At 70.3% G+C, this 17385-nt stretch carries 15 protein-coding genes; 2 read left to right on the top strand and 13 right to left on the bottom strand.

Going from position 1 to position 17385, the window contains the following annotated elements; genetic code table 11:
* Positions 1-198: 198 nt before the first annotated feature.
* The 13 genes from ACIQZO_RS36815 to ACIQZO_RS36755 all read right to left on the bottom strand — a co-directional run bounded on the left by ACIQZO_RS36815 (position 199) and on the right by ACIQZO_RS36755 (position 14308).
* On the bottom strand, positions 199-1233 hold the full coding sequence (locus ACIQZO_RS36815; protein ID WP_403635243.1) for an acyltransferase domain-containing protein: 1035 nt from the start codon (positions 1231-1233) through the stop codon (positions 199-201).
* Between the two features lie 13 nt (positions 1234-1246).
* Entirely contained in the window at positions 1247-2179 is a 933-nt protein-coding gene (gene fabD, locus ACIQZO_RS36810) for an ACP S-malonyltransferase (protein WP_403635241.1), read from the bottom strand.
* Positions 2176-3543 (bottom strand): FAD-dependent monooxygenase, encoded by a 1368-nt coding sequence (locus ACIQZO_RS36805; RefSeq protein WP_403635238.1) that lies wholly within the window; start codon positions 3541-3543, stop codon positions 2176-2178. Before ACIQZO_RS36805 ends, fabD begins: the two co-directional genes overlap by 4 nt.
* Complete coding sequence (locus ACIQZO_RS36800) at positions 3540-4490, bottom strand: SRPBCC family protein (protein WP_403635236.1); 951 nt, start codon at positions 4488-4490, stop codon at positions 3540-3542. The genes ACIQZO_RS36805 and ACIQZO_RS36800 overlap by 4 nt, the downstream gene beginning before the upstream one ends.
* Positions 4491-4502: 12 nt before the next feature.
* Entirely contained in the window at positions 4503-5282 is a 780-nt protein-coding gene (locus tag ACIQZO_RS36795; protein WP_403635233.1) for an SDR family NAD(P)-dependent oxidoreductase, read from the bottom strand.
* Positions 5279-5548, bottom strand: coding sequence for an acyl carrier protein (locus tag ACIQZO_RS36790; protein WP_403635230.1), 270 nt, complete (start codon positions 5546-5548; stop codon positions 5279-5281). The genes ACIQZO_RS36795 and ACIQZO_RS36790 overlap by 4 nt, the downstream gene beginning before the upstream one ends.
* 17 nt (positions 5549-5565) lie before the next feature.
* The gene (locus ACIQZO_RS36785; RefSeq protein WP_403635227.1) at positions 5566-6741 is read right to left on the bottom strand and encodes a ketosynthase chain-length factor; all 1176 of its coding nucleotides are present in this window, start codon (positions 6739-6741) and stop codon (positions 5566-5568) included.
* The gene (locus tag ACIQZO_RS36780; RefSeq protein ID WP_403635224.1) at positions 6738-7997 is read right to left on the bottom strand and encodes a beta-ketoacyl-[acyl-carrier-protein] synthase family protein; all 1260 of its coding nucleotides are present in this window, start codon (positions 7995-7997) and stop codon (positions 6738-6740) included. The genes ACIQZO_RS36785 and ACIQZO_RS36780 overlap by 4 nt, the downstream gene beginning before the upstream one ends.
* A complete protein-coding gene (locus ACIQZO_RS36775; protein WP_403635221.1) occupies positions 7994-8320 on the bottom strand; it encodes a TcmI family type II polyketide cyclase in 327 nt (108 codons plus the stop codon). Before ACIQZO_RS36775 ends, ACIQZO_RS36780 begins: the two co-directional genes overlap by 4 nt.
* A gap of 17 nt (positions 8321-8337) precedes the next feature.
* Positions 8338-9861, bottom strand: coding sequence for an FAD-dependent monooxygenase (locus tag ACIQZO_RS36770; protein ID WP_403635218.1), 1524 nt, complete (start codon positions 9859-9861; stop codon positions 8338-8340).
* Between the two features lie 232 nt (positions 9862-10093).
* Entirely contained in the window at positions 10094-10735 is a 642-nt protein-coding gene (locus tag ACIQZO_RS36765; RefSeq protein ID WP_403635215.1) for an NADPH-dependent FMN reductase, read from the bottom strand.
* Between the two features lie 74 nt (positions 10736-10809).
* Positions 10810-13086: an ATP-binding cassette domain-containing protein gene (locus ACIQZO_RS36760; RefSeq protein WP_403635279.1), complete on the bottom strand. Its 2277-nt coding sequence runs from the start codon at positions 13084-13086 to the stop codon at positions 10810-10812.
* A 190-nt stretch (positions 13087-13276) separates the two neighbouring features.
* Positions 13277-14308, bottom strand: coding sequence for a helix-turn-helix transcriptional regulator (locus ACIQZO_RS36755; RefSeq protein ID WP_403635212.1), 1032 nt, complete (start codon positions 14306-14308; stop codon positions 13277-13279).
* Between the two features lie 212 nt (positions 14309-14520).
* Between ACIQZO_RS36755 and ACIQZO_RS36750 the strand changes: the two genes are divergently transcribed.
* Both ACIQZO_RS36750 and ACIQZO_RS36745 read left to right on the top strand, forming a co-directional pair.
* Positions 14521-16122 carry an MFS transporter gene (locus ACIQZO_RS36750; protein WP_403635209.1) on the top strand — a complete coding sequence of 534 codons (1602 nt, stop codon included), beginning with the start codon at positions 14521-14523 and terminating at the stop codon, positions 16120-16122.
* Between the two features lie 291 nt (positions 16123-16413).
* Positions 16414-17385 (top strand): methyltransferase, encoded by a 972-nt coding sequence (locus tag ACIQZO_RS36745; RefSeq protein ID WP_403635207.1) that lies wholly within the window; start codon positions 16414-16416, stop codon positions 17383-17385.

Below are 17385 nucleotides of genomic sequence, written 5' to 3'. Positions count from 1 at the left end.
GATTCGAGAGGGACACCGCGAAGAAGAGGACGCGAAAGCATCTGCGGAATCAGTAACTGTTCAACGCTTAGCAACAATACCAGCACCCCCTTCCGATCCATGTGCTTATTTTTTCGAACGTGCAAACTTTTGACAAGTTCTGCACACATCACGACGTCGGGAGCCCTCACCCCGGCCCCGTTAAGAATCGTTAAGGACTCAACTGAACAGCTCGACCACCTCACGCCGGACGGAATTCCACTGTTCGGCCTCACGTCGGTGACGCGGCATCGTGGTGACTACTTCGGAACCTCCGTCGCGAACCGATGGCAACCGACGGACAGCCATGGAAAGGGCCGTTCCAGGGCCGATCTCCACGAACGTGTGCATACTGGAACTACAGTTGCTGACGATCGCCTTCCAGAAGAACACCTTTTCGGCCATCTGATGCGTCCAGAACCGAGCGGGCTCCGCATCCCGGTCGCTGACCCTTCGTGCCGAGTAGGCCGAGACCATCGGTGACTTCGCGGGCGACAGCTCCCGCTCGCGCCGCGCCAGGAACTCCTCGAACTCAAGGGCGGCCGGGGCCAGGAGCGGGGAGTGGAACGGCTCGGCCGCCGCGGCGCGCATGCACGGCACCCCCCGGGCGCCAAGGCCTCGCACCGTGTCCGGGAGGTCCTCCTCCGCACAGCTCACGACGCACTGGTTGTCCGCGTTCTCCGCCGCGACGACAGCCCGTCCGCCCATGGCGTCGAGGTGCTCCTGCACCTCTGCCTCCGTGGCGCGGCAGGCGATCATGCCGCCGCGGGGAGCCTCTTCGAGCAGCCGGGCCCGCTCCTTCAGGAGCGCACCGGCCAGTTCGAGGTCGAAGACGCCCGCGAGCGTGGCCGCCGCCAATTCACCCACGCTGTGGCCGATCAGGGTCACGTCGGCGCCCTTCAGGTCCTCCAGCCAGACCCTTCCGGCGGCGTAGCCGATCCCGAAAAGCAGCGGCTGGGCGAAGGCCCCCTGCTCGAGTTCCCGGGGAGAGCCGTGACGCCACACCTGCCTGAGCCGCTGCGCGCCGGCGCCGAACGCGTCGAAGAAGTCGTCGAGCGCCCGCCGGAATCGGGGGTCGGCGTCGTAGAGCGGGGCCCCCATCGCGCCGAACTGCGAACCCTGCCCGGGCAGCATCAGGACGAGGGGTCCGGGCGAGGTGCCCGCCCCGTCGGACGCCCGCTCCCCCCCGGCAGCGGTCGGCGCTCGTCGCACCATGTGATTCACCGGTTCACCAGCCCGTCACGCCGGCCAGGAAGGACGGCAGGTCGTTGGCACGATAGGCCGGCACGCCGGGCAGCGACCTCTGGACGAACCCCGAGAGGACCTTGCCCGGCCCCAGCTCCCAAGTCCGCGACACCGACAGCCGTTTGAGCTCGGCCATCACGTCCACCCAGCGCACCCGGTGCACCAGCTGATCGCCGAGCTGGCGCTTGATCTCCTCACCGGACGCGTACAGTGCGGCGGTCGAACCGGAGATCAGGGGCACCCGGGGCGGCCGGAAGTCGAAGCGCTGCAGGTACTCCACGACGTCCGCCGTCGCGCTCCCCATCAGACTGGAGTGGGCCGGGCCGCCGATCCTCAGCACGGTCGCGCGGGCGTCCGTCATCGTCGTGACCCGCTCGACCAGCAGGTCGATGGCGGCGGTCTGGCCGGAGACCACGGCCTGGAGGCGCTCGTTGTGGTTGGCCACCTCGACCACCTCCCCGGTGTCCGCCCGCACCCGCGCACAGGCCCGCTCGACCTGCTCGATCGACAGTCCGAGGACGGCCGCCATCTTCCCGTCCACCTGTTCCTGCACCTGCGCCATGAGCTCACCACGGCGATGGACGAGCTGGAGCACTTCCCTCCAGGTCAGCACCCCGGCCGCCGCGAGAGCCGAGTACTCGCCCAGGCTGTGGCCCGCGACGACGTCCGGCTCCGCGCCCTTGGCCCGCGCGGCGACCAGCGCCGTGTAGCTGCACAGGAAGACGGCCGGCTGGGTGACCGGCATGTGCCGCAGCTTCTCGACCGGCCCTTCCTCGCAGAGGCGGCTCAGGGAGTACCCCAGGATCTCGTCCGCCTCCTGCCACAGCGGCTCGACCAGGCCCGGGTACTCCTCGCGCAGGTAAGAGCCCATACCGACCTTCTGGGTCCCCTGGCCGGGAAACAGGAACGCTTTCACCGCGCCGCCTCGGCTACGTGGTCGTCAAGAGGGCGCACCGCGTCATTCCAATCCTGCCGGGCCTCGTCAGGGGCCGTCGGGTACCAGTGGTGATCGGGCCTGATCCAGGCGTCCACCCGGGTGCCGCCGTCGGTCACGGACCCCCTTCGGACGCGGGTCGTACGGCGGGCGGCCCCGGCCTCGCGCAGCTGGGCCGGGCCGAGACGGCGGCGGATCCCGCCGGTGGCCGCCGGGTAGCACACGTCGACGCCCGCCAGGGAGTCGGCGATCTTCTGCCGGTAGGCCTCGTCGCTGTTCAGGCGCTCGGCCACGCGCGCCTTGTGCGCGGTGGCTGCCTCGTCGGTGTCGAACAGCAGGCGCGCCTGCGCGCGCAGTCTGCGCGCGAGCACGTCCAGCCAGGCGGCGCGTTCCTCCCCGTACTCCAGGAGCCCCTGCGGGTCCCCGTCCTCCAGGTGCGCCAGGATCCGCCAGCCGAGTGCCTCGGCGTCCATCAGGGACGTGTTCAACGCCTGCCCTCCGATGGGGATGAAGGGATGGGCCGCGTCACCGCACAGCACGTCACGGCCTTCGACCAGCCGGTGCGCGACGCTCGTGTCGTCGCTGAACGTCCGCAGCCACGAAGGCTCGGCCGGCAGCACCTCGCCGGTGGCGGCGTGCCAGGCGGCGGCGAGGTCCTCCGCCGTGCGCGGCCGGCCCACGGGCCACCGCGGATCGTGGATCATCAGCCGGGTGACCTCGTCGCTGAGCGGGGCGGCGGTGACGGTGTAACGCCCCCGCCGCTCGAAGCGCCGTCCCGGCACGGGGCTCCGGAGGAGGTCGGCCTGCACCAGGACGCGCGTGGCCGGGGCACCCTCGCAGTGGATGCCGAGCAGCGCACGGACCGTGCTCCGCTGTCCGTCCGCCGCGACCAGCAGCGCCGCGCCGAAGGTCCGGCCGGTCCGGGTGCTCACCAGACGGTGCTGGCCCTGCCCGTGGACGGACTCCACGTGTTCCCCGTACAGCAGCCGCGCCCCGCGGCGGCCGGCCCAGCCGCTCAGTGTCCGTACGAGTTCGGGCTGCGGGCACCGCCGGACGCCGGCCCGGTCGGACTCGACGCGCGAGAGGTCCACGGGCAGGCCGCCGTAGTGCCCGTGGGTGCTGTGGGGTAGCTCGGGTGCGAACTCCACTCCGTGGGAGTCGAAGATCTCCATGGCGCGGGCGTGCAGGGTCGAAGCGCGGATCTGCGGGTCCGGCGCGCCGCGCGATTCCAGTACGGTGACCCGCGCGCCCGCCCCGGCGAGGATCCCCGCCAGGAGCAGGCCGCTGGGCCCGGCGCCGACGACGACGACGTCGGAGGCCCCGGGCGCGGTCAGGTTCCCGCTCACCGCTGCGGCGCGGCGGCATCGGCCCAGCGGACCGCGGCTTCGAGGGTCCGCAGGCTGTTGTTCCCCAGGTTCCGCCGGGCGACTTCCCTGGCGTCCGCGACGGTCGCGTCCGGGCCGAGGACCTTCTGCACCGCTTCGGGGTTGATCGCCACCGTGTGCTTCGAGGTGACCTTCCAGCTCTCGCCGGACGGGGAGATGGTCCACTCGCCGGTGTGCAGCTCCAGCAGCGCCGGCAGCGTCACCTGCTTGTACAGCAGCCTGGCCGGGCTCTGGGACACCCGGTAGGACTCCGTGACGTGGCTGTCGCCGTCCGGGGTCCTCGTCCGCATCCGGAGCAGTTGCAGCCCGTCGGGGAACTCCTTCATCTCGACCTCGGCGACGTGGTCCAGCCGTCCGGACCACAGTTCGCCGCGGTCCAGGAAGGAGAACAGCAGGACGGGGTCGGCCGTGGTCTCCACGGAGTCAGCGAAGGTGAAGGCGCTCAGCTCGCTGTCCGCCTCCCGTTCGAGGGCGGTCTTCAGCGCCGCGAGTTCCTTGGTGCTGTTGGTGTCCACGGCCTTGGCTATCCAGGCGAGCGCCTCCTCGGAGTCGTCCTCCGCGCGGTAGGTGTGCGTCAGCCGGACGGAGCAGCTGTCCTCGGTCAGGGGCAGGACCTCCCACTCGCCCGACATCTCCGCGACGGGCGGCGCGGTGACCGTCTGCGCGAAGCGGATGGTGCGTGCGACGGGGTCGAGGTGACGCTCGGAGACCCAGGACTTGGGTTCCCCGTTGGCGATGGCCCACAGCTGGATCGTCTGCTTGTTCCCCTCCCGGGCCAGTTCCGTGCTGTGGATGGTCGGTTCGAACATCTGGGACCACTGCCCGACGCTCTCCAAGCGGCTGTACACGTCGTCGGCGCTGCTGCTGATCGTGGTGGTGTGCACGTCGACGCGAGGCCGGTCGGTCATGCGGATCATCTCCTAGAAGTTTCCGAGGCCGCCGCACACGTTGAGTGCCTGGGCCGTGATCGAGGCGGCGCCTTCGGTGGTGAGGTACTCGACGAGGGAGGCGACCTCATCGGGCGTGCTGTACCGGCCGAGCGGGATCTTCGCCTCGAAGGCGGACAGGACCTCCGCCTCCGTGGTCTCCCAGGCGTCGGCGTACGCGCGCCGCACCCGGGTGGCCATCGGCGTCTCCACGTATCCCGGGCAGACCGCGTTCATCGCGATGCCCTGGGGCGCGAGCTCCTTGCCCACGGCCTTGGTGAAGCCGACCACGCCGTGTTTGGAGGCGGAGTAGGGGGCGGCCAGCAGGACACCCTGTTTGCCCGCGGTGGAGGCGATGTTGACGATGCGGCCGTGCTCGACCTCGTGGATGCCGCCGCGGGCCAGCACCTCCCGGGTGACGTAGAAGACGCTGTCGAGGTTGGTGCCGAGCACCTCCCGCCACAGCTCGTCGGTCAGCTCCGCCGTCTTGCCGCCGCCGTTCCTGCCGGCGTTGTTGACCAGGATCCCGATGGGCCCGCTCGCCTCCACGGCCCGGCCGACCAGCTCGCGCACCTGCGGGGGGTCACTGACGTCGGCGCTCAGCGTGGTGACGGACACGCCGAGTTCGGCCAGTTCCTTGGCGGCGGACCGGAGCTTCTCGGGGTCCCGGCCGCAGATCGTCACGGTGTGCCCGGCCTTCCCGAGGCGTTGCGCGACGGCCTTGCCGATGCCGCTCGACCCGCCGGTGACCAGGGCGTGACGCAGCGCCGTCACGATGCCGCCGTCTGGCTCTCGAGGGCCTGGTTGATCGCGTCCAGCAGCTGCTGGGGCGTGTCGAGGTCGTTGAACACCGAGTCGTCGATCTCGATGTTGTTCTCGCGTCCGAGGCGCAGGCCGGTCTCCAGGACGGCCAGGGAGTCGTAGCCAAGGTCGGCGAACGCCTTGGTCGGGAGGTCCCGGTCGAGGTCGACGCCCTCGTCGACCCCCGAGCCCTCCTGGAGGGCGCGCTTGAGGTCGTCCATGGTGACGCGTGCGGTCATGTCGTTCTCTCCTTCGGTCATGCCCCGACGATCAGGGCGGAGTTGAACCCACCGATGCCCCTGGCGAGTACCAGGGCGTGGGTGATGCGGTGCGGGGCGGCGGCGGTGCACAGGTTGATCCCGAGGGACGCGTCCGCTTCGACGTTGACGGTCGGGGGGATCGTCTGGTCGCGCAGGGCGAGCACCGCCATGGCGACGTCGAGCGAGGCGGTTCCACAGCCCATGCGGCCCGTGGCCGCCTTGGGTGCGGTGACGGGGACGGAGTTCCGCCCGAAGACCTCCGCGAGGGCAGCGGCCTCGGCCCCGTCCGCCTGCCGGGTGCCGGCCGCGTCGGCGAAGACCACGCCGATGTCGCGGGCGCGCAGCCGCGCCGCGTCGAGTGCGAGGCGGATCGCCTGGACCAGACCCGCCCCCGGGTCGGCCCGCGGGTCGTCCACGGTCGCCCCGTGGCCGAGGACCGACGCGTACCGGCCGTCGCTCTCGGACCGGAGGACGAGGTGGGCCCCGCCCTCGCCGTTGACCCACCCGCCTGCCCGTTCGTCGAACGGCAGGTACGCGGTGCGCGGGTCGGCGGACTTCGACAGGTGGCCGGTCGAGGTGTGCGCGACCCGCCCCCAGGGGCACATGGTGCTGTCCACCGAGCCGGTGAGCATGACGCGGTTCCCGCGCGCCAGGCGGCGGGCGGCGGTCGCGATCGCGTCGAGGCCGCCGGCGTCGTCGGCGACGATCACTCCGCTGTGCCCCTGGCAGCCGTGGCGGATGGAGATCTGGCCGGTGTTGACCGCGTAGAACCAGGCGTAGGACTGGTGGGTGCTGACGTACTTGGGGCCCTTGGACCACAGGTTCTGCAGTTCCTTCTGCCCGAACGCGTATCCGCCCGCGGTGGAGGCGGTCATGACGCCGATGTCGAGGGGGTCGATCTGGTCCCTGTCGATGCCGCTGTCGTCGAACGCCCCTGCTGCGGCGACCAGCGACATCTGTGTCATGCGGTCGGTGGCGGGCAGCAGCCTGCTGGGCAGTTCCTCCTGGCTGAAGTGGGAGATCTCGCCGCTGATGGGGTTGTCGTAGCGGGTGGAGTCGAACGACCGGGTCGAACCCAGGCCGCTGCACCCGTCGAGGAGGGCCTTCCAGTGCTCTTCCCGGGACAGGCCCAGCGGGGAGACGACACCGATGCCGGTGATGTGTGCGGTCATGAGCGCTTCTCCGGATCCGCGAGGACCATGGCGCTCTGGAACCCTCCGAAACCGCTGCCGGTCGTCAGGATTCCGTCGGTCTGCTGTTCCCTCGCATGTACGGGTACGTAGTCCAGGTCGAGCTCCGGGTCCGGCCGGGTGAGGTTGGCCGTCGGCGGGATCACGTCGTACCGCAGCGCCAGGGCGCACGCGGCGATCTCCAGCGAGCCGATGGCCCCCAGCGAGTGGCCCACCATGGACTTGATGGAGCTGATGGGCACATGGCGGGCGGCGGCGCCCAGGGAGGCCTTCAGCGCAGCGGTCTCGTGCCTGTCGTTCTGCTTGGTCCCGCTGCCGTGGGCGTTGACGTAGTCGAGCTCGCCCGGGTCCATCCGGGCCTGGGTCAGGGCGGCGGTGACGGCCTGACCCAGCTCACGTCCGTCGGCCTTCAGGCCGGTCATGTGGTAGGCGTTGCAGCGGCTGGCGTACCCCTTGATCTCGCCGTAGACGCGCGCGCCGCGGCGCAGGACGGACTCCTCGGACTCCAGGACGAACATCGCGCTGCCCTCGCCGAGGACGAATCCGCCCCGTGTCGCGTCGAACGGCCGGGAGGCGGTCTCCGGGGTGTCGTTGAAGGTCGAGGTCGCCTTGATCGCGTCGAAGCAGGCGACGGTGATGGGCGAGATGGGTGCGTCGGTGGCCCCGCAGACGACGGAGTCCAGGACGCCGTCCTGGATCAGTTCCCACGCGTTGCCCACGGCGTCGATCCCGGAGGTGCAGCCGGTCGACACGACGCCGCTCTGCCCGGTGACGCCGAACTCCCGGGCGATGCCGGCGGCGAAGGAGCTGGGCACGAAGTACGAGTAGAGCTGGGCGGGGGAGTCCGGGATCACGTCCCAGAGGGACCCGTCCGCGCTGAGCTGCCGGTAGACCTCCTCCAGCTTGGTCGTGGCGCCTACGGCGGAGCCCACGACGACCCCGGCGCGGCCGGGCGGGCACGTGTCCCGCCAGCCCGCGTCCTCCACCGCCTCACGGGCGGCGACCAGGGCGAACTGGGCCGCCCGGTCCAGCTCCACGGACTGCTGCTCGGTCAGTCCCGCCGCCTCGGCCCGGAAGTCGACCTCGGCGGCCACCTGGGATCTGAACGGCTCCGGGTCGCAGAGACTGAGCCGCCGGGTGGCGGTACGCCCCTGGGTCAGGAGGTCCCAGAAGGCATCGCGGCCGACGCCGCCGGGCGCGACGACCCCGACCCCGGTGATGAACACGCGGCGGCTCAACGCTCGGCCCTCCAGTGGTAGAAGCGCTCGGCCATCGCGTCCTTCGGCGACCGCCAGGTCGGGGAGTAGGCCTCGATGTACGGCTTGAGGTCGTTGCTGATGCCGATGAACCGCGGGTCGGTCTTCGCCGCCTCCACCGCGGCGGTCCCGTCGGGGGTCTCGAAGTCCTGGAGGTGGAAGTAGAGGCCGCGGTACCGGAAGAGCTCGCGGCGCAGGGTGCCCATCCGTGCAGGCATGTCGGTGGCGTCGAACGCGCTGAAGATGTCCGCCACCGCGTCCGCGTGGCCGGGGTCCATCCGGGCGACGATCAGAGAGCTGTACAAGGGTCTTCCTCCTCTGGTTACGCGGCGGGCTCGCCGAGCCAACGGCTGAGCGAGGCGCTCAGCCCGTCGCTTCTCGGGCCCGCCCAGGCGATGTGGCCGTCCGGCCGGACGAGCAGGTTCAGGGGCTCGGCGGAGCCGGATTTCCGTCGCGGTTCCTTCGGCCGCGCGTGCACCACGCGCACCCGGTCCCCCCACTGCGCGGCGAGCGGGGACGCCTGGCCGTCGTCGGCGAGGAGGACCAGCAGGGCGGATCCGTGCCGCAGCTCTTCGACGACGTCGCCGGCCTCGACCACGGTGTCGCCGCCGGTCCCGACCACCGTGAAGGCGTCGGGTGCCAGCCGCTCACCCACCGGTGGCGACGCCTCCGGGTCGCCCATGTCGTAGCGGATGTCCAGTCCGCTGACTCCGTCGGCCAGCCGGGCCGACACCTCCGGCACCTCCAGCAGCCGCCGCACGATCTCGCGCAGCGGGTCCACCTCCGGTCCGCGCAGGAACAGCTGCCCCTGGGCGGCCGTGTTGAGCAGCAGTTCCCGGCCGACCGGGTGCCGCTCGGCGTGGTAGCTGTCCAGGAGGGAATCCGGTGCGCGGCCCCGGCTCACCAGCGCGAGCTTCCAGCCGAGGTTCACCGCGTCCTGGAGCGAAACGTTCATGCCCTGGCCGCCCGCCGGGAGGTGCGTGTGCGCGCTGTCCCCGACGAGCAGCACACGGCCGTCCCGGTACGACTCCACGAGGGAGGAGGCGTCGGAGAAGGAGCTCGCCCACAGGCATTCTCCGTCCTTCAGGGGCTTGCCGACGACGTTCTCGTACGCGTTCTTGATCTCGGCGTGGGTGACCGGTGCGCCCTGCAGCCGCATCGGCTGGGAGAAGTCGCAGACGATGACCCGTTCCGTCCCGTCGCCCAGCGGCGCGGACATGACCATGCCCTTCTCGTGCTTGACCCCGAAGGGCTCGTTGGGCAGCCCGCAGCCGCGCAGGTCACCGAGGAGCATCTGGACGGAAGGGGGGGTGCGGCGGGCGGGCATGCCGATCGCTTCGCGAACGCCACTGGCCGCCCCGTCGCAACCGGCCACGTAGTCCGCCTCGACGGTGCGCCGCCCGGCCGGACCGCTGAGCACGCAGCGGTATCCGGAGCCGGTGGGCTCCATCGACTCCAGCCTCCATGGCCTCAGGGCCGTGACCCCCCGCTCCTCGCACCAGTCGGCGAGGACCTCTTCGGTCCTGGACTGCGGGTACTGGTTGGCCGGTCGCAGCGTGCTGGACAGGAAGTCGCCGTCGATGTTCAGGCCGGCGAAATGCACTCCCGGTACCTGGGCGAGCCCCTTGAAGCGGCCCAGGATCCCGCGCTGCTTGAAGATCTCCAGCGTCCGGACCGTGAAGCCCAGGGCCCGGGACTGTCCGCTCGGGCTCGGCAGTGCGTCGATCAGCAGCGGCTGCACTCCGTGGAGCGCCAGCTCGGCACTGAGCATGAGACCTGTGGGACCGGCTCCCACGACGAGAACCGGTACGTGCGACCGAATGGATTCTGCGGCGTGCAACGTCATGCCGCTTACGGTGCTCGGAATTGCGCGGCCGGAGTAGGGCAGCTGTGGTGAGGACGGGGGTATATCCGTGCTATCGGAGGGGAACTCCCGTGACGGGCAAGGAAGTCGGAGAAGAGCGGGTACGGCCTTCGAGTTGCCTCGTACGGTCCCGGCCGGGACCGTACGAGCGCAGCTGAAGCCGTAGGTGCCGTCAGTGGTCAGCGGAAGCAGGAGCGGGCGGCGCCCTGGTGCGTCATACCGGAACGACGTCCTCCGCGGCCCCTGCGGCGGCGTCCGCGCGCAGCGGCTTGAGCGCGGCCGACCAGGCGACGACCTCGTCCAGCATCGTGTTCACCGCAGGTTCCTGCCGCTCCCCCGGCGTGAACCGGCCGGCCGACGTCGGATCCGTCTTGTCGCATCCCGTGTAGTCGAAGTCGGCGAACACCGACAGGACGACCTGGCTCCGTACACCTGCGACCTTCACCTCGGCCAGCGCCAGCCGCAGGTGCTCGACGGCGCGGGTCCCGCCGTGCACGCCGTAGCTGACGAATCCGGCCGCCTTGTCGTTCCACTCGGCGAACAGGTGGTCGACGGCGTTCTTCAGCGCCGCGGGCACGGAGTGGTTGTACTCGGGGGTCACGAACACGAACCCGTCGAACGAGCCGATGGCGTCGGCCCACCGCCGGGTGGTCTCGTTCCGGTACTGGCCGAACATGGCGGGCACGGGCTCGTCCAGCAACGGCAGCGTGTAATCCGCCAGGTCGACCGGTTCGAAGGTCACCTCGCCCATCACGGCCGCGGGGTGCCGCGCGGCGACCTCGGTGACCCACCGGGCCACCGCCTCACCGCGACGGCCGGGGCGGGTGCTTCCGAGTACGACGGCGATCCTGATCATCTGATGTGCTCCTTCTGTCTGTTCCGAAGCCCCGGGACGCCCGGCGGCTTCGTGTCCTGGGAGGTACGGCGGCGTCACGCCCCGGGGTGGCCGGCGCCTTCGCCCCGGACCCGGCTCGCGAGGTGGCGTCCGGTGACCGAAGCCCGGCTCTCCATCAGGTCCTCGGGCAGCCCCGCGAACACGACGTCGCCGCCGGCCGCTCCGGCGCCCGGCCCCATGTCGATCACCCAGTCCGCCTGCGCGATGACGTCCAGGTCGTGTTCCACCACGACAACGGTGCTGCCCTTCATGACGAGTTGGTCCAGAAGGCCGAGCAGGCGCCCCACGTCCTGCCGGTGCAGCCCGGCCGTCGGCTCGTCGACCACGTAGAAATCGGAGGGCGAGGCGAGTTCGACGGCGAGCTTGAGCCGCTGGCGCTCTCCCCCGGAGAGCGTCGACAGCGGCTGTCCGAGCCCCAGGTAACCGAGCCCGGCCCCTTCCAGGCTCGCCAGCACCTCCCGGATCGCCGGTTCCGTGAAGAACGCGCACGCCTCACTGATGGACATGGCGAGGACGTCGGCGATGCTGCGGTCGCGCAGCCGGTGGGCGAGCACCTCGCTGCGGAACCGGGTGCCTTCGCACTCCTCGCAGGGCGATTCCACGGTGTCGCCGCGGCCGAGCTCCGTCACGACGACGCCGAGGCCGTTGCAGGCCGGGCAGGCGCCCGCCGAGTTCGACGAGAATTCAGCGGCGCTCACCCCGGTGGCACGGGCGAAGGCCTTGCGGATCGGGTCGAGGATGCCCGTCCAGCTCGCCGGGGTGCTGCGCCTGCTGCCCCGGGGCAGGCTCTGGTCGATGATCACGCAGGAGTCCAGGCGGGAGGGCAGCACTCCACGGGCCAGCGAGCTCTTGCCCGCTCCCGCGACACCGCTCACCGCGACGAAGACGCCGAGGGGGATCTCCACGGTGACGTCGCGCAGGTTGTGCAGGTCCGCGTTCTCCACCCGCAGCCAGCCCCGGGGTTCGCGGGCGGTCCGCAGCTGCGGCACGGTACGCAGCGACGCGGCGGTGGGTCCGTCGGAGTCGGGAAGCCCGCTCGGCGGACCGGCGTAGACGATCGTCCCGCCGTGGGTGCCCGCGCCGGGTCCCAGGTCGACGACGGCGTCGGCGACGGCGAGGACCTGCGGGTCGTGCTCCACGACGAGCACGGTGTTGCCCTTGTCGCGCAGGCTCGCCATCACCTTCAGCACCCGGTCGACGTCGTCGGCGTGCAGGCCGGTCGTAGGTTCGTCGAAGACGTACGTCAGGTCCGTCAGCGCCGAGCCGAGGTGGCGCACCATCTTGACCCTCTGGGATTCGCCGCCGGACAGCGTGCCCGCACGGCGCTGGAGGTTGAGGTAGCCCAGGCCGAGCTCGACCATGGCGGCGAGCGCGCCGCGGATGCCGTGGACGACGCCCGCCATCGCGGGATCGTTCCACTGCTGCACGACTTCAAGGAGCCGGGCGATCTCCATACCGGTGCACTCGGCGATGCCCACGCCGTTGACCCGTACCGAGCGGGCCTCCTCCGACAGGCGGCTGCCCTCGCACGCCGCGCACTGCGCGGTGCTGGCCATCTGCTCGACCGCGGCCCGCACGTGCGGCTGGAGCGATTCGCGCTCCTTGTTCAGGTACAGGCGCCGCAGCTTGGGCAGGAGGCCCTCGTACGTCACCTTCAGCGAGCGGCTGTCGGTCTTGGCGTGCTCCAGGTGCAGCAGCCTCTCCCACTCCTCGTCGTCGTACTTGCCGAGGGGGAGGTCGGGGTCGAAGAAGCCGGAGTTGACGAAGATCGACCAGAATCCGGTGCCGACCGCGAAGGTGGGGAACAGCAGCGCACCGTCGTTGAGGGAGAGGTCCCGGTCCACCAGCTGGTCGATGTCGGCCTCCGTGACCACTCCGGTGCCCGAGCAGGTCGGGCACATGCCGGAGGGGTCGTTGAACGAGAACCGGCTGGGGGACCCGATGTGCGGGGAGCCGTGCCGCGAGAAGAGCTGGCGCAGGAGGCCGTACGTGTCGGTGGCGGTCCCGATGGTGGACCGCGGGTCCGCGCCCAGCCGCTTCTGGTCCACGGTCACGACGGCGGAGAGGTTGCGCAGGCTGTCGACGTCCGGACGCACCGTCTGGGGCAGCAGCCCCTGGACGAACGTCGGCTGGGTCTCGTTGAGCAGGCGCTGCGACTCGGCCGCGATGGTGCCGAGTACCAGGGAGCTCTTGCCTGAGCCCGAGACACCGGTGAAGACGGTGAGCGCGCCCTTGCGTACGTCGATCGAGACGTCTCGGAGATTGTTGGTGCGCGCCCCGCGCACCTCGATGTGGCCACTGTCGTGGGACAGCCTGTTCGTCGCCCCGGCCGCTTCGTTGCGGTGTGCGCTGTCGACGGGCTGCTCCGCGGCGACCACTGTCGCTGCCTCGGTCAGTGATCGGGCGGGATTCAAGGAGTCTCCTGTGATTGCCGGGCTGGGCGAGCCAGGCTAGGAGTAGTAGAGGTCAGCTTCTGACCTCTACTACCTCACGTGAGCGCGATCACAAGGCCGGTTCGCCCCCCGGGGCGGACGCGTCGGCCGGGGCCGCCGCATGCACGTCGGGCCGGGGGATGTCGACGTCGATGCGGCCCATCACACGGCGGGCCGCCTCGGCGAGTTCGGGCGGGCTCTCGACGGTGAACCGGCAGCCGAAGGTGACCAGGAAGCCGATGAGCGCCGACCACGACCAGGCCCCCATCCGTATCCGGGTGATCCGCTCGTCGACCGCTTCGAAACTCGCCGCGCCCGGGGCCCACTTGGCCACCAGCGGCGCGGGGCACTCCATCAGGATGGTGCCCCAGCAGGGCCAGGTGTCCGGGGTGTCTCCGCGGTCGGGCTGGCTCTGGACGAAGCGGGTGATGTCCCTCTCGGGGACGTCGCGCTGAGTGAAGCGCCACCCGGTGGGGGCCGGCTGTTCGATCCGGTCGAGCCGGTAGGCGCGCCAGGAGCACCCGCGCTGGTCGTAGGCGACCATGTACCAGCGTCCCGACCAGACGACGAGCCGGTGGGGTTCGGCAAGGACCTCACTGCCGTCCACCTCGTCGACCTCGATGGACCGGTAGGTGAACCGCACGAGTTCCCGCTCCTGCGCGGCGGCGCTCAGCTGTGCCACCAGGCCGGGGTCGACCTGGGGCGGGGCCAGCTCCCAGGCGTTCTCTATCTGTTCGATGGAGAAGGTCGCGAGGCGGCGGGAGAGATGGGGCGGCAGGAGTTCCCTGATGGAGTTCAGCGCGCGCTTGGTGGCGTCACCCATGCCGGCCACGGAGGCGGGCGCCGTCTGGAGGGACAGCGCGATGGCGATGGCCTGCTCGTCGTCGACTATCAGCGGAGGAAGACGCGCCCCGCGGGACAGTCGGTAGTAGCCCGAGGGGCCCTTCGCCGCCGTAACGGGGTAGCCCAGTTCGCGGAGCCGGTTGATGTCGCGGCGGACGGTTCGCGGGGACACCCCCAGTCGCTCGGCCAGCCCGTCGCCGGTCCACTCCTTCTGTGCCTGAAGCAGGCTGAGGAGCTCCAGTGTGCGGTTGGCGATCAAGAATTGCCCTTCGATTGCGATCAGTAGAGGTCAGCACGCGTCCTCTTCTCCTGCGATGGTGCCTGTGCTCCGGGGCGGCGCACGCCCCCCTCCCACTCCAGTACTTCGCCCCGGGCGTTGCACCGGGTGCGTTGCATCGAGAAGATCGGAAGAACGCAGTGTCTGAAAATCCAACTCGGTCCTCATCGGCCAATCGGGACGCTTGGCTGGGTTTGGTCGCGATTTCCCTCGGTGTGTCGCTGGTGGTCGTGGACTTCACCATCGTCAACGTGGTGATGCCCCCCATCATCGACGACCTGAAGATCTCCGCGTTCGGCGCCCAGTGGGTCCAGGAGTCGTACGCGATCATCCTGGCAGCCCTGCTGCTGCTGATGGGGCGCCTGTCGGACATCGTGGGAGCACGCCGTCTGTTCGTCGTCGGCACCGTGATCTTCGGGCTGGCGAGCATCGCCGCGGCGGTGGCGCCCTCCGGGGAGCTCCTGATCGTCAGCCGGTTCGCCCAGGGCGTAGGCGGCGCGATCGTGATGCCGACGTCTCTGGCGCTGCTCAACATGACCTTCCGGGGACGCGACCGCGGCAAGGCCTTCGCCATCTGGGGGTCCACGATCGGTGCGGCCGCGGCGGTCGGACCACTGCTGGGCGGCTGGCTCGCCGAGTACTCCTGGCGGTGGGCGTTCGGCATCAACATCTTCGTCGTGGTTCTGATCCTCGCCGGCATCATGCGGTTCCTCCAGCCGTCCCCCCGGCAGCCGGGCAAGGTCGACGCCGTCGGCGGAGTGCTGTCGGTGCTGGGCCTCGGACTTCTCGCCTTCGGTCTGATCGAGGGCCGCAACTACGGTTGGTGGGACGCCCGCAAGAGCTTCGGCCCCTTCGGTGACGGGGTGAACCTGTCGGTCGTCCCGGTCGCCCTGGCCGTCTCCGTGATCAGCCTCGTGCTCTTCCTCCAGCTGCAGGTCCGGCTGACGCGCGCGAACGGCACGGCACCGCTGATGGACACCTCGCTGTTCGGCATCAAGTCCTTCAGCACGGGCAACATCGCGACGCTGATCATCGCGCTGGCGGAGTTCGGCATCCTCGCCGTGCTGCCCCTTTGGCTCCAGTACACCCTGGGGTATTCCGTACTCCAGACCGGCCTGATGGTCTTCGTCGTCGCGGTCGGCAGCTTCTTCGCGAGCGGTGCCAGCTTCGGCATGGCCGAGAAGACCGGCCCCGTCAGCCTGGTCCGCATCGGCCTGGTGCTCGAAGCGCTCGGTCTGCTGATGTTCGGCCTGCTGGCGAGCAGCGACTCCCAGTGGTGGGTCATCGGCCTCGCCCTGTTCCTGTACGGCATGGGGGTCGGCTTCGCCACCGCGCAGGTCACCAACGTCGTCCTGGCGGACGTACCGCCCCAGCAGGCCGGCCAGGGCTCCGGAATCCAGAGCGCCGCGCGTCAGCTCGGCTCCGCACTCGGCATCGCGATCCTGACCTCGACGTTCTTCACGGCGCTGGACTCCGACCTGTCCGAGCGGCTCGCCCAGCAGGGAACGCCCGACGCGGACAAGCTGTCCTCGGCGGTCTCCGACAGCGCGGGCGCGATGATCTCCGGGCTGAGCCAGAACCCCGCGACGGCCTCGGCCGCCGACGCCGCCCGGGACGCCATGTCCTACGGGGTCCAGATCAACGGCTACACCTGCGCCGCGCTGCTGGTGCTCGGAATGCTCGCGACCTTCCTCATCCCCCAGCGCAAGCCGGACGCCCAGCAGTGGGGCGGACAGGACGCCTCCGGCGGGGCGACGGAAGCCGGCGCCGACGTCCAGCAGACGCCTGCCTCCTAGAGGGCACGGCCCCATAGCTCCACCAGCCGCAGAGTGCTGCAGGACGGGCGAATCCGCTCCGTCCCGCAGCACTCTGCACTGTTCCGGCGCTGATTCCCAGGACCATCCCATGGGGATACCTAGCGCCGCTCCGGCACCGGCAACAGAGTGTGTTCGAGAACGAACTGCCCTTGCAGCGGTGCCTCATTTCGACGCATGGCAACCAGTCGAAGGGAAATCATGACCATTACCAGCACGGGATCGCTGCGCCCGCCGTCGCCCCCCGTCAGCATTCAGCTTCTCGATCTCCTCATGGGAAGCTGGCGCGCCGGTGTCGTCAGCACATTCGCAGAACTCGGTGTGGCCGACGCGCTGGGTCCCGGCGGCCTGACGCCGGCGGAACTCACCGTTCGGCTCGGCCTGAAACGCGATATAGCGGAACGTTTCTTCCGCGCCAGCGCCTCCGTGGGCCTGCTGCGGCAGACCGAGCAGCACACCATGGAGCTGACCGCTCTGGGCCACGCCCTGGCCACCGACGACGACGCCTCCATGCGCAACTTCGCGCGCTGGACGGGATCCACTGCAGAACGAGCGACCTGGGCGCACCTGCCCACAGCGATACGCACGGGCCGATCCCCCTTCGCCGCGATGCACGGGTCCGGCGTATGGGAATTCATGGAATCGAATCCCGACACCGCCGCGGTCTTCAATTCCGCGATGACCGAACTCTCCAAGAGGATCATCCGGCCCGTGGTCGAGGCATTCGACTTCTCCCGGTTCGGCAGCATCACCGATGTCGGTGGAGGGCGAGGCGCGCTCCTCTCCGCCGTACTGCAGAAACACCCCGGAACGTCCGGCGTCCTCTTCGACCAGCCGGACGTGGTGTCACGGGCCTGGCCGGAGCTGTCGGACGCGGGCGTCGCCGACCGCATGACGGTGGAGGCCGGCTCCTTCTTCGACAGCATCCCCGCGGGAAGCGACCTGTACATGGCCTCCAACGTGTTCCACGACTGGGACGATGCGCGCTCGCGCCTCATCCTCAGGAACATCGCGTCGGCCATGCACGTGGGAGCGCACCTCGCCGTCGTGGAGGCCGTGGCCGGCGTGGACGAGAAGGCGGACCAGGCCATCGCGCTCATGGACATGGACATGCTCGTCCTGTGCGAGGGCAAGCAGCGCACCGTGCAGGAGTTCCGGACCCTGATGTCCGAGGTCGGCATCGAGCTGGTCGGGGTCAGCCGCGCGGGACTGCAGTCCGTCATCGAAGGCAAGAAAGTCTCCTAG

Source organism: Streptomyces sp. NPDC097617, from assembly GCF_044761485.1.
In the GTDB taxonomy this organism is placed as follows: Bacteria; Actinomycetota; Actinomycetes; order Streptomycetales; family Streptomycetaceae; genus Streptomyces.
This window is presented reverse-complemented; position numbering and strand designations above follow the sequence as displayed.

What these genes read in the sequence shown, in the direction of transcription:
- ACIQZO_RS36765 (WP_403635215.1), bottom strand. Translation starts at nt 10,735, where the DNA reads ATGATCAGGATCGCCGTCGTACTCGGAAGCACCCGCCCCGGCCGTCGC.
- ACIQZO_RS36815 (WP_403635243.1), bottom strand. Translation starts at nt 1,233, where the DNA reads ATGGTGCGACGAGCGCCGACCGCTGCCGGGGGGGAGCGGGCGTCCGAC.
- ACIQZO_RS36800 (WP_403635236.1), bottom strand. Translation starts at nt 4,490, where the DNA reads ATGACCGACCGGCCTCGCGTCGACGTGCACACCACCACGATCAGCAGC.
- ACIQZO_RS36745 (WP_403635207.1), top strand. Translation starts at nt 16,414, where the DNA reads ATGGGAAGCTGGCGCGCCGGTGTCGTCAGCACATTCGCAGAACTCGGT.
- ACIQZO_RS36785 (WP_403635227.1), bottom strand. Translation starts at nt 6,741, where the DNA reads ATGACCGCACACATCACCGGCATCGGTGTCGTCTCCCCGCTGGGCCTG.
- ACIQZO_RS36790 (WP_403635230.1), bottom strand. Translation starts at nt 5,548, where the DNA reads ATGACCGCACGCGTCACCATGGACGACCTCAAGCGCGCCCTCCAGGAG.
- ACIQZO_RS36770 (WP_403635218.1), bottom strand. Translation starts at nt 9,861, where the DNA reads ATGACGTTGCACGCCGCAGAATCCATTCGGTCGCACGTACCGGTTCTC.